This is a genomic window from Acinetobacter sp. BSP-28 (genome assembly GCF_044130285.1).
Classification (GTDB): domain Bacteria; phylum Pseudomonadota; class Gammaproteobacteria; order Pseudomonadales; family Moraxellaceae; genus Acinetobacter.
On the sequence record NZ_JBIQOB010000002.1, the window covers coordinates 86,145 to 98,940 of the forward strand.

General features: G+C 42.6%; 11 protein-coding genes, 1 other RNA gene and 1 pseudogene. 9 read left to right on the forward strand and 4 right to left on the reverse strand.

The genetic code is table 11. The features are described from left to right. The first annotated feature begins 64 nt into the window (after nucleotides 1-64). From ACE01R_RS01785 to ACE01R_RS01795, 3 genes are all read left to right on the forward strand, one after another. Entirely contained in the window at nucleotides 65-562 is a 498-nt protein-coding gene (locus ACE01R_RS01785) for a thioesterase family protein (protein ID WP_395544586.1), read from the forward strand. 272 nt (nucleotides 563-834) lie between these two features. Further along, entirely contained in the window at nucleotides 835-1,986 is a 1,152-nt protein-coding gene (locus ACE01R_RS01790) for an HlyD family efflux transporter periplasmic adaptor subunit (protein ID WP_395544587.1), read from the forward strand. A gap of 6 nt (nucleotides 1,987-1,992) precedes the next feature. Then, the gene (locus ACE01R_RS01795) at nucleotides 1,993-3,522 is read left to right on the forward strand and encodes a DHA2 family efflux MFS transporter permease subunit (protein WP_395544588.1); all 1,530 of its coding nucleotides are present in this window, start codon (nucleotides 1,993-1,995) and stop codon (nucleotides 3,520-3,522) included. Between the two features lie 55 nt (nucleotides 3,523-3,577). On the opposite strand, the gene glpK is transcribed toward ACE01R_RS01795, so the two are convergent. Beyond that, complete coding sequence (glpK, locus tag ACE01R_RS01800; protein WP_395544589.1) at nucleotides 3,578-5,062, reverse strand: glycerol kinase GlpK; 1,485 nt, start codon at nucleotides 5,060-5,062, stop codon at nucleotides 3,578-3,580. 130 nt (nucleotides 5,063-5,192) lie between these two features. On the opposite strand from glpK, the gene ssrA reads away from it, so the two are divergent. Further along, nucleotides 5,193-5,552, forward strand: a transfer-messenger RNA (tmRNA) gene (gene ssrA, locus ACE01R_RS01805). A gap of 97 nt (nucleotides 5,553-5,649) precedes the next feature. Here the strand turns inward: ssrA and ACE01R_RS01810 are convergent. Beyond that, nucleotides 5,650-6,371 (reverse strand): annotated as a pseudogene (locus ACE01R_RS01810) (tyrosine-type recombinase/integrase); the annotation flags it as partial. A gap of 192 nt (nucleotides 6,372-6,563) precedes the next feature. On the opposite strand from ACE01R_RS01810, the gene ACE01R_RS01815 reads away from it, so the two are divergent. Both ACE01R_RS01815 and ACE01R_RS01820 read left to right on the forward strand, forming a co-directional pair. Beyond that, nucleotides 6,564-7,046: a VOC family protein gene (locus ACE01R_RS01815; protein WP_395545263.1), complete on the forward strand. Its 483-nt coding sequence runs from the start codon at nucleotides 6,564-6,566 to the stop codon at nucleotides 7,044-7,046. 479 nt (nucleotides 7,047-7,525) lie between these two features. After that, nucleotides 7,526-7,972 (forward strand): hypothetical protein, encoded by a 447-nt coding sequence (locus ACE01R_RS01820; RefSeq protein ID WP_395544590.1) that lies wholly within the window; start codon nucleotides 7,526-7,528, stop codon nucleotides 7,970-7,972. A 352-nt stretch (nucleotides 7,973-8,324) separates the two neighbouring features. Here the strand turns inward: ACE01R_RS01820 and ACE01R_RS01825 are convergent, their stop codons facing one another. Then, nucleotides 8,325-8,612, reverse strand: coding sequence for a hypothetical protein (locus tag ACE01R_RS01825; protein WP_395544591.1), 288 nt, complete (start codon nucleotides 8,610-8,612; stop codon nucleotides 8,325-8,327). A gap of 371 nt (nucleotides 8,613-8,983) precedes the next feature. Between ACE01R_RS01825 and apbC the strand changes: the two genes are divergently transcribed. Further along, entirely contained in the window at nucleotides 8,984-10,261 is a 1,278-nt protein-coding gene (gene apbC / locus ACE01R_RS01830) for an iron-sulfur cluster carrier protein ApbC (protein ID WP_395544592.1), read from the forward strand. A gap of 194 nt (nucleotides 10,262-10,455) precedes the next feature. On the opposite strand, the gene ACE01R_RS01835 is transcribed toward apbC, so the two are convergent. Next, nucleotides 10,456-10,995 carry a DUF2062 domain-containing protein gene (locus ACE01R_RS01835; RefSeq protein ID WP_395544593.1) on the reverse strand — a complete coding sequence of 180 codons (540 nt, stop codon included), beginning with the start codon at nucleotides 10,993-10,995 and terminating at the stop codon, nucleotides 10,456-10,458. A 277-nt stretch (nucleotides 10,996-11,272) separates the two neighbouring features. Here ACE01R_RS01835 and ACE01R_RS01840 point away from each other — a divergent pair, with 277 nt between their 5' ends. After that, a complete protein-coding gene (locus ACE01R_RS01840) occupies nucleotides 11,273-11,866 on the forward strand; it encodes a LysE family translocator (protein ID WP_395544594.1) in 594 nt (197 codons plus the stop codon). Between the two features lie 125 nt (nucleotides 11,867-11,991). Then, nucleotides 11,992-12,561: a dCTP deaminase gene (gene dcd, locus ACE01R_RS01845; protein WP_395544595.1), complete on the forward strand. Its 570-nt coding sequence runs from the start codon at nucleotides 11,992-11,994 to the stop codon at nucleotides 12,559-12,561. The last annotated feature ends 235 nt before the right edge of the window (nucleotides 12,562-12,796 follow it).

Sequence of the window (12,796 nt, forward strand, 5' to 3'; positions counted from 1 at the left end):
CATAATCTGAGTTTAGGGCGACTGTATTTATTTTTTTATTTAATCAAGGTAATTCGAGCAGACTATGACGCAAGCAGAAAAACATTGGACGGGTAACATTCACTTAGGCTCGAAAGTTGATATTGATGTACTGCTGAACCAGTTATGCAAGGCTTTTAATAAATCTCCTTTTTTTCAGCACAATGGCATGAACATGCAGGTCGTGGATGGGCAGATTGAAGCCCATATCGAAATGCAGCCTTTTATGATTGGCAATGTGGCATTTCAGATTTTGCATGGCGGTGTTGCTGCGACTATTCTCGATAGTATTGGCGGTATTGTTGCTATGGGCGAGCTGTATAAAAAAGCCACGTCTGATGATTTGCCCGAGACCATTAAAAAAGTATCCCGTCTGGCTACAGTCGATATGCGGGTCGATTATCTTGCACCAGGTCGTGGCAAGTCCTTTACTGCACGTGCCGAAACCTTACGTTTAGGCCGTAAAGGCTGCACCATGCGTATGACCTTGGTGAATGATGAAGGCAAGGCGATTGCAACCGCCATTGCTTCTTATGCTTATTAAGTTTGGATTAAGCCAGCTAAGCTAAACAAAAGTCAGATAAATATTCGGCATTGAATGAAAATTCTGTGCCGAATTTGTTTATAAAACTGATGAGTTACATTTTTATTCTCATATCATGAATTTTTCACATTAAAATCGCGCCATAAAATTGAAAAATGACTTTCTCATCCATATCATCTCAAGACAACTATATGTTTCTATGTGTGTAGAGCAGACACTACAATGCATTGAGGATGGCTGGTGACCAAGTCTGTTGGATTTAGGACATATTGATGACAGATGCTCAAAACACCCTGCCAGAAACAAAACAAGATCAACCCATTTCAGAGACGACCTTAAAAGCGAAACGCAAAAAAGCATTGGGTTTTGTCGCACTGATTTTAATCATTGCAGCAATTCTGTATGCCATCTGGAAATTATTGCTGAGCCATTCTGTTGATACCGATAATGCCTATGTCGGTGCAGAGACGGCTTCCATCACCTCCATGGTGACTGGACAAGTTGAGCAGGTACTGGTGAGTGATACTCAAACAGTAAAAAAAGGCGATCTGCTGGTACGTGTTGATCAGCGTGATGCAGAAATTGCCCTGGCTGCAGCCAAAGCGGAACTGGTCAAGGCACAACGTCAATATAAACAGACGCAAGCCAATAGCAGCTCACTGAATTCACAAATTTTTGTTAGTGATGATGCCATTCACAGTGCCGAAGCCAAGGTTGCCCAAGCCAAAGCTGAAATGGATAAGGCACAGGATGACTTAAGTCGTCGTGAAAAACTCAGTGCTTCTGGCGCCATTTCTAAGGAAGAATTAAGTACTGCACAAAGTGCGCTGAATACCGCAAAAGCTGGATATGATTCTGCACAAGCCGGTCTGGCACAAGCCAGATCCACTCAAAAAGCGGCACAAAGCAACTTGGCGGCCAATGAAGCACTGATTCGTGGAGCCAATGAAAATAGCACGCCGGATGTATTGGTTGCACAAGCCAAATTAAAGCAGGCCTTGTTAGATTTGGAACGTACTGAAATCAACGCTCCTTTTGATGGCGTCGTGACACGCCGTAATATTCAGGTTGGTCAGCGTGTGGCGCCGGGCACTGTCCTGATGATGGTGGTGCCAACCTCACAACTGTATGTTGATGCCAACTTTAAAGAAAGCCAGCTGGAAAAAGTCCGTCCCGGTCAAAAAGCAGTTTTAACTTCTGACTTATATGGCGATTCAGTGGAGTATCACGGCATCGTACAAGGCTTCTCTGGCGGAACCGGTTCCGCCTTTGCACTTATTCCAGCACAAAATGCGACGGGTAACTGGATTAAGGTGGTTCAGCGCTTGCCGGTTCGCATCAAGCTTGATCCTAAAGAACTGTCTGAACATCCTTTACGGGTCGGCTTGTCCATGGAAGCGAAGATCGATTTGTCTTCGAAGTAGTCATTTATGAAGAACTACGCTCCTATACCGAACCTGACTGGCGGCCGCTTACTGCTGGCGGCATTTGTACTGGCCTTTGCCAACTTTATGGTCGTGCTGGACATGACCATTGCTAATGTTTCGGTTCCACATATTACCGGCAGTCTTGCGGTTTCTGCATCGCAAGGGACCTGGGTGATTACCTCCTATGCCGTTGCCGAAGCCATTTGTGTGCCTTTAACCGGTTGGCTGGCTGGACGCTTTGGCACGGTCCGGATTTTTGTCATCAGCCTGTTCGGCTTTACCCTGTTTTCTGTGTTATGCGGTTTATCCACCAGTCTGGAAATGCTGGTATTTTGCCGAATTGGACAAGGCCTGTTTGGCGGGCCGATTATGCCACTCAGCCAAACCTTGCTGATGCGTATTTTCCCACCGGAGAAACAGTCGCAGGCGATGGGCATGTGGGCCATGACCACGGTGGTGGGACCCATCTTGGGGCCGATTCTAGGGGGCACCATTAGTGATAACTGGTCTTGGCACTGGATTTTCTTTATCAATATTCCAGTCGGGATTGGTTGTGCACTCGCCGCCATGCGTTTGCTGAAACCTGCTGAAACGCAAACCAACAAACTCAAAATTGATATGGGCGGATTGATGCTGCTGATCTTATGGATTGGGGCATTACAGTTGATGCTGGATTTAGGCCATGAACATGACTGGTTTAATCATCCCTTTATTGTTATTTTGACCATTGTTGCCTTGGTTGGGCTAATCATCTTTACCATTTGGGAACTCACCGAACGCCATCCGGTAGTGAATATCCAGATCTTTAAATATCGTGGATTTACCATTTCCGTCTTGGCTTTGGCTTTTGGTTTTGGTGCTTTCTTTGGCAGTATTGTCATGATTCCACAATGGTTACAGATCAATCTGGGTTATACCGCCACTTGGGCCGGTTATCTGACCGCCACCATGGGGTTCGGCAGTTTGTTGATGTCACCGATTGTGGCCAAACTGGCGACCAAATATGATCAGCGGGCTTTGGCCAGTTTTGGTTTATGTCTGCTGGGTGGAGTGACCCTGATGCGGGCCTTCTGGACCACTGAAGCTGACTTTATGGCCTTGGCATTGCCGCAAATCTTGCAAGGTTTTGCCGTACCGTTTTTCTTTATTCCTTTGTCGAATATGGCGCTGGCTTCAGTATTGCCGCAAGAAATGGCTTCTGCTGCAGGTTTGATGAACTTCCTGAGAACCATGGCAGGGGCCATTGGCGCATCGATTGCCGTCACCATTTGGGATGATCATGGCAAAGTGGCACGCAGTGAGATGGCAGGTACTTTACATGTCGATGAAGTTCAAAATACTTTACTGCAAAGAGGAATGAGTCCGGAAAGCAGCTTGGGTTATATTTCCAGTCTGGTTGATAAAGAAGCGTCGACATTATCTGCTAACCACGTGTTTTTGATTTTGGCGATGGTGTTTATTTTTGCCGGACTCATCATCTGGTTATGTCCACGGCCGAAAGTCGGTGTTACCGGTGGTGGTCATGCACATTAATAAAAAACCGCTTTTCGAAGCGGTTTTGTATCATTTCTCACTACATTTGGAAATATTAGATATCTGATTTGGCGCGTTTTAAGGCAGTTTGCCATTTGTGCAGATGAAACTGACGTTGATCTTCATTCATGTTTGGCTCAAAAGCCCGCTCCAGTTGCCACGATGCAGAAATATCCGACATGCTGGAAAATACGCCGGATTTTAATCCGGCCATGGCTGCCGCACCCCAAGCGGTAGATTCCAGCATTTTAGGACGCAGGACGGGTACATTTAAGATATCCGCCTGAAACTGCATCAGCATGTCATTGCTACTCGCACCGCCATCGACGCGCAGTTCTTTTAAGGGATGGGTAATATCGGATTGCATGGCCATGAGGACATCGGATACCTGAAAGGCTATCGATTCCAAAGCTGCACGGGCAATATGGGCTTTGTTGGTTCCACGGGACATGCCGCAGAGCAGGGCACGGGCATCACTGTCCCAATGCGGAGCACCGAGTCCGGTAAAAGCAGGAACTAAAACCACGCCGTCGGTATCTTTTACCTGACAAGCCAGCTGTTCGACTTCACGACTGTTTTGAATAATTCCTAAACCATCACGTAGCCATTGCACAATGGCACCCGCCATAAATACACTGCCTTCCAATGCATAAGTGGTTTTTTCATGACATTGCCAAGCTAAGGTGCTCAAGAGCTTGTTGTGGCTAAATTGCACCTCATGACCCGTATTGAACAGCATGAAGCAACCCGTGCCATAGGTATTTTTTGCACTGCCCACTTCAAAGCAGGACTGGCCAAACAGGGCCGATTGCTGATCACCCAAAATTCCCATAATTGGGATATTTGCGCCCAATAAACCTGTAGCCGTGTCTGCCATATAGCTGTCTGAGCTGATGATCTTAGGTAAAACTGAATGGGGAATATGAAACAGCTCCAGCAGTTCTTCATCCCAGGCCTGAGTTTGCAGATTCATCAGCATGGTACGCGAGGCATTACTGGCCTCTATGACATGTTCTGCACCTTGAGTCAGATTCCACATGAGCCAGCTATCTACGGTGCCAAAAGCCACATGACCTTGTTTAGCCAGCTCACGCAGGCCTTCGATATTTTCCAGCAACCAGACCAGTTTTCCGGCACTGAAATAAGGGTCAATCAATAAACCGGTTTTCTGCTGGATTTTATTCTGTAAATTTTGTTGTAGGAGTTGGTTGCACCATTCAGTTGCACGGCGGTCTTGCCAGACAATTGCAGGGGCAAGCGGTTTACCATTTCGTTTATCCCAAACCACGGTGGTTTCACGCTGATTGGTTAGTCCAATGGCTTTGATATCTTTGGCCAGAATACGGGCCGAAGCAAGGGCCTGCTGCACAACTGCAATTTGCGTGGTCCAGATTTCCTGTGCATCCTGTTCTACCCAGCCTGAATGGGGTGTAGATATGTGTATTTCACGCTGAGCTGTTGCCTGAACTTTTCCCTGTTCATTAAAAATGATCGCACGGCTAGAGGTGGTTCCCTGATCGAGTGCAAGTAAATAGCTCATAATTTTTTCTTTTATATGACTTGAAAAATAAAATATTAGCGCAATTATTGAATTAATCGCATCTGTTTGTGTAAATGTTTAAAAAACGCACTGCGAATTTGAACATTTATGCTATGATTGTGATTACTTTGGGGGTGTTTCTGGCTTCGACGCTGGTGATGAAACTCATAGATGCATGTCGAGAGCGCATTTTCTCTCGTAAATCAAATTTGCATTTTAATAGTCGCAAACGACGAATCATACGCTCTAGCTGCCTAAGGGCAGCTTGTCCGCCTCTCCGAATACTTGTGGTTAGAGAGTCCGACTGAAGCGCACGCACACAAGTCCGTATGAAATCAAGCCTTGGGGTTTCGTACTAAATCAAAAGGATCGCGATTTGTACCCTGTTCGTCGGGTCACAAAGAGTTAAAAAAATAGACGATATCTAAGCATGTAGTATTCTCGAGCGTAGTGCTGGCGGACGCGGGTTCAACTCCCGCCACCTCCACCAAAATTCTTGTTATAAATCAGTCACTTATATAAGTGGCTTTTTTATTTGCCACAGATTTGCCACATTTTTATGCCAAGAGGTAGGAATATTGATGATCTTATGCTGTGCGTGCCACGCTTAATTTTGCAATTTCTTTCTTGTTCTGATCTCCATGCAGCCATTTTGTGTAGCGCTTGATCAGCATTAGTAAACTATGCCCAAGTTGGTTAGCGACTAACATTGGATTCACACCATCCATCAATAACATCGTTGCATATGTATGTCTTGCGTTATAGGCAGGTCTATGGCGGATTGAACATGCCTTCATAGCTTCAACTAGACGTATGCGAGGAGGTTTTTCGTTGAAAAAAGGTTCATTAGTTTCTGGACAAAGCATTACGTAATCAGATTCGTAGCTATGATCTTTCTTAAATTGAATAAGTGATTTTAAAGCTAAAAAAGATCTTTCATTTAAATAGACATCTCTAGAGGTATGTGTTTTGGTTACTTTTTCTCCAACCCACGAACCCGGCTTTTGTTTATGTTAAAAGTACGCTTACTCCAGTCAATATCACTTTCCCTTAGAGCAATCATCTCTGAGGGCCTAAAACCTGTCCAGAATGCAAGTTCGAAATACCAGCGATAAAATCTGTCTTTATCATTCAAGTTTTGATCAAGCCATGAAAGAAGTGTGTCCATTTCTTCTCGTGTAAATGGATCTAGAGTTTCCACTTGGACCTTACGGTTTTTGATTTTATTCATTGGATTCGCCGAAATAATATTGTACTTTACAGCAATTTCGAATACACCTCGTAAAGGGGTAGCACAGTTATTAAATGAATTGAATAGCCACTAGTTTGTAGACACCTTTTCATTACCAAGAAATGCGTTTAACTCAATAAAAATACAATTATGAAATAGGTCTATTCCATTTTTTAGTTAAATATAGAAAAGGCGTTAAATAACCTGATTAGACTGAGTTTGAGTTATGTCGAATAGCATAAGCCCTAGTTTCAATGAAGAGGTGAAATGATGGATATTGCAAAGAATATAATCTGCCTTTGGTACGATAATGACGCTGAGGGCGCTGCAAGATTTTATGCCGAAACCTTCCCAAATTCATCGATCGGTGCGATACATCGTGCACCAGGAGATTATCCATCTGGGCATGAGGACGACATTATCACAGTGGAGTTTAAAGTACTGGGTGTTGCATGCCTCGGACTGAATGGTGGGCCAGGATTTAAGCACAGCGAAGCGTTCTCATTTCAGGTGGCGACCGAAGACCAGGAAGAAACAGATCGCTACTGGAATGCTATTGTTGGAAATGGTGGTCAGGAGAGTGAGTGTGGTTGGTGTAAGGACAAGTGGGGGATCTCTTGGCAAATTACCCCGATCGCCCTAACCCAAGCATACACCAGTCCTGACCGTGCAGCCGCCAAACGTGCCTTCGATGCGATGATGACGATGAGAAAAATTGACATTTCTGCAATAGAAGCGGCATTTCGTGGTTGAGAGGCGTGTGCTCTAACAACTTATTCAGGTTGAATCAGCTTCAAAATGAAGCTGTTTCATATCTAGGATATAGGAAGCAGTCCAGGCTTTCTTTTAAGTACCTCTACCACAAAATCTTAAACAGTTTTCTATCTCCGTAAATTCTTGTGTCCTAGTGATTTTATTTGTTATGAAATCTATGTATTGCGGTACATCATGTTGATGGAATAACTCAATATGATTAAAAATAATCAGCGAAATAATAATTATATTGCATTCCATCTTTAGTTATTTTTGTTATAAGGCCAATGTGCCAGATAACTTGAGTTAGGGGTCACAAACATAACCTCCAATTTGGAGCACAGACCATGAATTTCCCTAAAATATTAATTATCACCGGATGGGTTGTCCTATCCGCACCGGCCATCTTCGCAGCGGAGACCAAAGGCGGTAAACCGGGCAGTAACCCGACAGCTGACCAGAAGGCTATCGCCAGCGCAATGAGCGCAGCACCGAAAAAAGTCAGCGCAGCAGCAACCATTGTGGCCATAGGCTCAGATGGCAAGATGCGTACTTTGCGCAAAGGTAGTAATGGTTTTACATGTATGCCTGACAATCCGACTACCCCCGGTCCAGATCCGATGTGCATGGATAAGGCAGCCCTGGAATGGGCGGAAGCCTGGATGGGCCACAAAAAACCAACTGCAGGTAAAATTGGCTTTATGTACATGTTGGCGGGTGGAACCGATGCCAGTAATACAGATCCCTATGCCCAAAAACCCACTACTGGTAACCACTGGATCAAGACAGGCCCCCATGTCATGATTGTCGGTGCTGAACCAGGCTTTTATGACATGTACCCGAAACATGCCCAGCCGGACACGGCTGTACCTTACGTGATGTGGCCTGGAACGCCCTACCAGCACTTGATGATCCCGGTTAAGTGAGTGCAGATAAGGCTGCACTAGGCGCTCATAATTTGATAGAAACAGGTACATCATCTAGAGATAACAGCGCATTCTTTAATTGCAGCGGTACGCCTTCGACGGCCGCTGCAACAAATCCCTGTCAGGATTTAAACAGGATACTTCATCATAAAAGGTTTAGATTTTTTTAATTTATAAACCTGCATAAATCGGTTTGTTTTGTAAAATTTACAAATCTGGATGCTTATTGGGTTAAAAACACAGAAAAAATTGCAGTCGTAAGACACAATCAAACCTAAAACTGTTCAGCTTTCAAGTGACATCAGAGCGAAACAATATCCATTTTAGCTATTTTTTAGTTAATAATTTTGAATCATTGCTTTGTAATTTTAGTTTGCATGTCCTGATTGGTATTCAGCCATTCAATTTTTTTTACCCGATCGTTCACAATGGTAATGGTGTAAAGCATATTTTCAACTTCATAAGTATAATCCATCGCCAGATAATGGTTTTTACCTTCTTTGAGCTCGCGACTGACCATGGAACTTGGAGACAAATGCATACGACTTTGCATGTCGGCATAAGAATCTCCCAAACTGAGGGACTGACCCGCTGGAGTGCGTATCGACGATGTTTCATTTGCTGCGTGAGTAAATGACATTGCTGACAAAAATATAATTGGAATTAGGCATTTAAATAACATGTTATCCCCCAAATAAAATGATAAACAGAATAATTTACCAATATAAAGAACAAAATAGCAGCATGTCTGTAGCAGAATTATTAACAGAAATAGTCAGATATCTGGCGGATCAATCTGAGTTAAGGCTGCTTTGTTGTTGTATGCACTTGCTATCTCAATCAGCTGAACAAGATATTGTAAAAATAAAAATACAAAACTGAATTCCACGCTATCGATTCATTTGAGTTTATCATTACATTCACCAAGCTATAAAGAACTATGCTTAACCTTCGCTGCATTTACAGCTAAACTATGCTATTCAGCTGTATGTCCGTACTTGGAGTAAACTTATGTCGTGGCTTTCTTCGCTTAAATCTGTCTTTTCACCCGCGCAAGAGGTGAAGGAGGAAGAAATCCAGAATGTGTTACAGGGCTATATCTTGCCTAATTCCAACCATGCCTTGAAGGACCGAATTACACAAGTCAATGTAGAAGGGCGAGTATTACAAATCACCATTCATACTTATCCTGAGGAAGCCGATCATCTTCAAAAAATTCATGATGATCTGGCTGATGCACTGGAAAAATGCGGCATCCAGGAACTGAATATGCATGTCATTCAGCAAAAGCATCAACATGGTGAAAGCTGTTCTAACCCTGAACATGGCAAACAGGGGCATAGCTGCGCAAGTAATGCACAGACTGCAACGGCATCTTCAGCTCAAAAACTTCCCCCTGTAGTCGATGCTGCCGGACAAACGGCTCCAGCTGAAAGCAAACAGGAAGAAGATCCTAATAATCCACCGATCCAGAAAGCAGCACCGCAGCAAAGAGATGTACCAAAGCATCCACGTATTCAAAATGTGATCCTGGTCTCGTCTGGTAAAGGTGGCGTGGGTAAGTCGACAACCACTGTTAACCTTGCCTTGGCTTTACAAAAGCTGGGCTTAAAAGTGGGTGTCTTGGATGCCGATATCTATGGGCCGAGTATTCCGACCATGCTAGGCAATGCCGGACGTACGCCTATGATTGAAGCAGAAAATTTTGTGCCGCTTGATGCTTATGGTATGGCTGTACTCTCGATTGGACATCTAACCGGAGATAACAATACCCCGGTTGCCTGGCGTGGACCCAAAGCGACTGGCGCTTTAATGCAATTATTTAACCAGACTTTATGGCCAGATCTGGATGTGTTAATGATTGATATGCCACCAGGAACAGGGGATATTCAATTAACCTTGGCGCAGCGTATTCCGGTAACCGGGGCAGTGATTGTCACCACCCCACAAAATGTGGCATTACTGGATGCAACGAAGGGTATCGAACTGTTTAATAAAGTTCAGATTCCTGTGATTGGCGTAATCGAAAACATGTCGACTCATATCTGCTCTAATTGTGGTTATGAGGAACAGATTTTTGGTACAGGGGGTGGCGATAAATTGGCTGAACAATACCACATTCCTTTACTTGGGCGTTTACCATTAAATGTGCAAATTCGCGAAAATGCAGATGCCGGTAAACCTTCTGTGCTAGTGGGAGATGATGCGGCTGAGAGTTATATGGCTATTGCGCAAAAAATTGCCGATCAATTGCCAAAAGCAGAAAAACCACACAATAGAATTTTTTAAATTTACTGCCTGATTAAAGCAACGTTTTCGAAAAGCCCAACCTTGTTTGGGCTTTTTATATCGTGGATTTAGTTTTTAGTTGTAATAAAAACAATGTGATGAAATAGCGAGAAATCAGCTGAGTTTCATTTTTATAGTTACAGTGAATTTGAAGAGACTAAATAGTGAAATATAATTAAAAGATGCCATGACTACTAAAAATCTCGGCGCCGTTTATGGTGCTGAATAATATTCCATCGCCAGAATAGTCGGGTAATCACGAACAATACAATTGCAAAGATGAAAGCTTCGAGTACCAGTCCAGATAATAAAATTTTCGCCAGACTCAAGTCGATATGTCCATGCCCAAAGTGGGTGATAGCGTGGCTGATCTGATGCAATACACCCAGCATCATATCCTGATCAATCATATTAACCTGAAATATTTTGCTGCCTAACCAGAACCCAAGATACAGGATCGGAACCAGGGTAAAAGGATTGGTCAACCAAGCCAGACATAAGCTCACAGGTAAATTGACTTCAAATAGCAATACCGTCAATACAATCAAGACACTGTGAAACGGTAAGGGTAACATACCCCAAAACGTGCCAATAAAAACAGCTTTTGAAATGGACTTTCTGTTCACATACCAAAGTAAAGGATTTAAGGTACGTTGACCAAAAATCTTCATTACTTTCATCCCTGCAACTTTTTGTGGTGAGGGAAGCCAGGACTGAAAGAACTGTTTTGCCATAAAAGTAGGCCGCTTAAATGATAGGGTATTGTGCCTGAATAGCTCACTCAGGGACAGATCAAGCTCGGTAAATGTAAATGATCAATCTTAAAAAAAGATTTATTGAAATTTTTTTTAACAAATGACTCCTGAGTAAAACTGCAGATATTAGTTTTAATTAATTGAAACTTAAATATTTTTTTTAAAAAATTCTAAGTTTTTAAAAGATGTAAAATTTCTGATTTGCTAAGTACAATAAACTGATTTACTCTTCGCGCACTCTATAGAGAGATCGCATATGATTTCATGGTTATTCATTGGTTTAGTCATTAGCATTCTATTGACGCCTGGCCCAACAAATACCTTACTTGCATCATCCGGTATTCAGATTGGTGTACGTAAATCATTACGATTAATTCCTGCCGAAGCGATTGGTTATTTAATTGCGATTACAGTTTGGGGCGTGATCATTGGCAGCGTTTCAACTCAATTTAAAATACTTCCTACAATCTTACAGCTCATCAGTGCAGTTTATATTATTTTTCTGGCGATTAAACTCTGGAAAACAGCAGAGATTGAAGCAAGTTATAATCTGCCGACCATTCGTGCCCGAGAGTTGTTTTGTGCAACTTTACTCAATCCTAAAGCCTTACTATTTGCTTCGGCTGTTTTTCCAAGTACGGCATGGCTCAGTGTGAATAATTATGCTGCGCATATTGCAATGTTTCTGGTTCTCATTGTCCCGATTGCCTTGTTCTGGACATTTATTGGATCAATTCTGGCATCAAATAAAGTGCGTTGGTTAAATCAATCCAATTTGCAAAAAACTGCTTCTATAGTCTTAATCAGTTTTTCAATTCCATTAAGTTATTCTGCTATTTTGAGTCTTTAAAATAGGATGAGGAAAATGTTCATTTTGTAAAAAATGACATCATCCCTTGATCATTATTTTCATTGTAGCCAATTTCAGTTAAAGTACAGCGCAATAATCGAATTAACTAGTTTTGGATTGAAATAATGGCAATTAAGTCTGATCGTTGGATTCGCGAAATGAGCGAAAAACACGGCATGATTGAACCGTATGCAGAAAACCAGGTACGTTATGATGAAACGGGTGAAAAACTCATTTCTTATGGGGTTTCAAGCTATGGTTATGATGTTCGTTGCGCACGTGAATTTAAAGTATTTACCAATGTCCATTCAGCAATTGTCGATCCAAAAAACTTTGATGAAAAAAGCTTTATTGATATTGAATCGGATGTTTGCATTATTCCACCCAATTCCTTTGCCTTGGCCCGTACTGTAGAGTATTTCCGTATTCCGCGTAACGTATTGACTGTATGTTTGGGTAAATCGACCTACGCACGTTGCGGTATTATTGTGAATGTGACTCCACTTGAGCCAGAGTGGGAAGGTCACGTGACGCTGGAATTTTCAAATACTACCAACTTGCCAGCACGTATTTATGCAGGTGAGGGCGTGGCGCAAATGTTGTTCTTTGAATCCGATGAAGTATGTGAAACTTCATATAAAGACCGTGGCGGTAAGTATCAAGGACAAACCGGTGTGACTTTGCCAAAAGCATAAATATTATAAATAATTGAATAAGCGGATCATTTTGGTCCGCTTATTTTTTGCTTCCTTCATTCATCGGAAACTGCGTTCATTCGACCAGTTTTTTTTGCAATTGCAATAATATTCAGCATAATAAAAAGTTGAACAGACTTGGTCAGAACATTGTCGTAATGACAAACAAATAAAAATTCGACATACCAAGCATAGGATGAATTAAAAATAATGATGCGGAGCATCTGATAAAAAG

What these genes read in the sequence shown, in the direction of transcription:
- ACE01R_RS01815 (WP_395545263.1), top strand. Translation starts at nt 6,564, where the DNA reads ATGGATATTGCAAAGAATATAATCTGCCTTTGGTACGATAATGACGCT.
- ACE01R_RS01820 (WP_395544590.1), top strand. Translation starts at nt 7,526, where the DNA reads ATGAGCGCAGCACCGAAAAAAGTCAGCGCAGCAGCAACCATTGTGGCC.
- dcd (WP_395544595.1), top strand. Translation starts at nt 11,992, where the DNA reads ATGGCAATTAAGTCTGATCGTTGGATTCGCGAAATGAGCGAAAAACAC.
- ACE01R_RS01785 (WP_395544586.1), top strand. Translation starts at nt 65, where the DNA reads ATGACGCAAGCAGAAAAACATTGGACGGGTAACATTCACTTAGGCTCG.
- ACE01R_RS01825 (WP_395544591.1), bottom strand. Translation starts at nt 8,612, where the DNA reads ATGTCATTTACTCACGCAGCAAATGAAACATCGTCGATACGCACTCCA.
- ACE01R_RS01790 (WP_395544587.1), top strand. Translation starts at nt 835, where the DNA reads ATGACAGATGCTCAAAACACCCTGCCAGAAACAAAACAAGATCAACCC.
- ACE01R_RS01840 (WP_395544594.1), top strand. Translation starts at nt 11,273, where the DNA reads ATGATTTCATGGTTATTCATTGGTTTAGTCATTAGCATTCTATTGACG.
- ACE01R_RS01795 (WP_395544588.1), top strand. Translation starts at nt 1,993, where the DNA reads ATGAAGAACTACGCTCCTATACCGAACCTGACTGGCGGCCGCTTACTG.
- ACE01R_RS01835 (WP_395544593.1), bottom strand. Translation starts at nt 10,995, where the DNA reads ATGGCAAAACAGTTCTTTCAGTCCTGGCTTCCCTCACCACAAAAAGTT.
- apbC (WP_395544592.1), top strand. Translation starts at nt 8,984, where the DNA reads ATGTCGTGGCTTTCTTCGCTTAAATCTGTCTTTTCACCCGCGCAAGAG.
- glpK (WP_395544589.1), bottom strand. Translation starts at nt 5,062, where the DNA reads ATGAGCTATTTACTTGCACTCGATCAGGGAACCACCTCTAGCCGTGCG.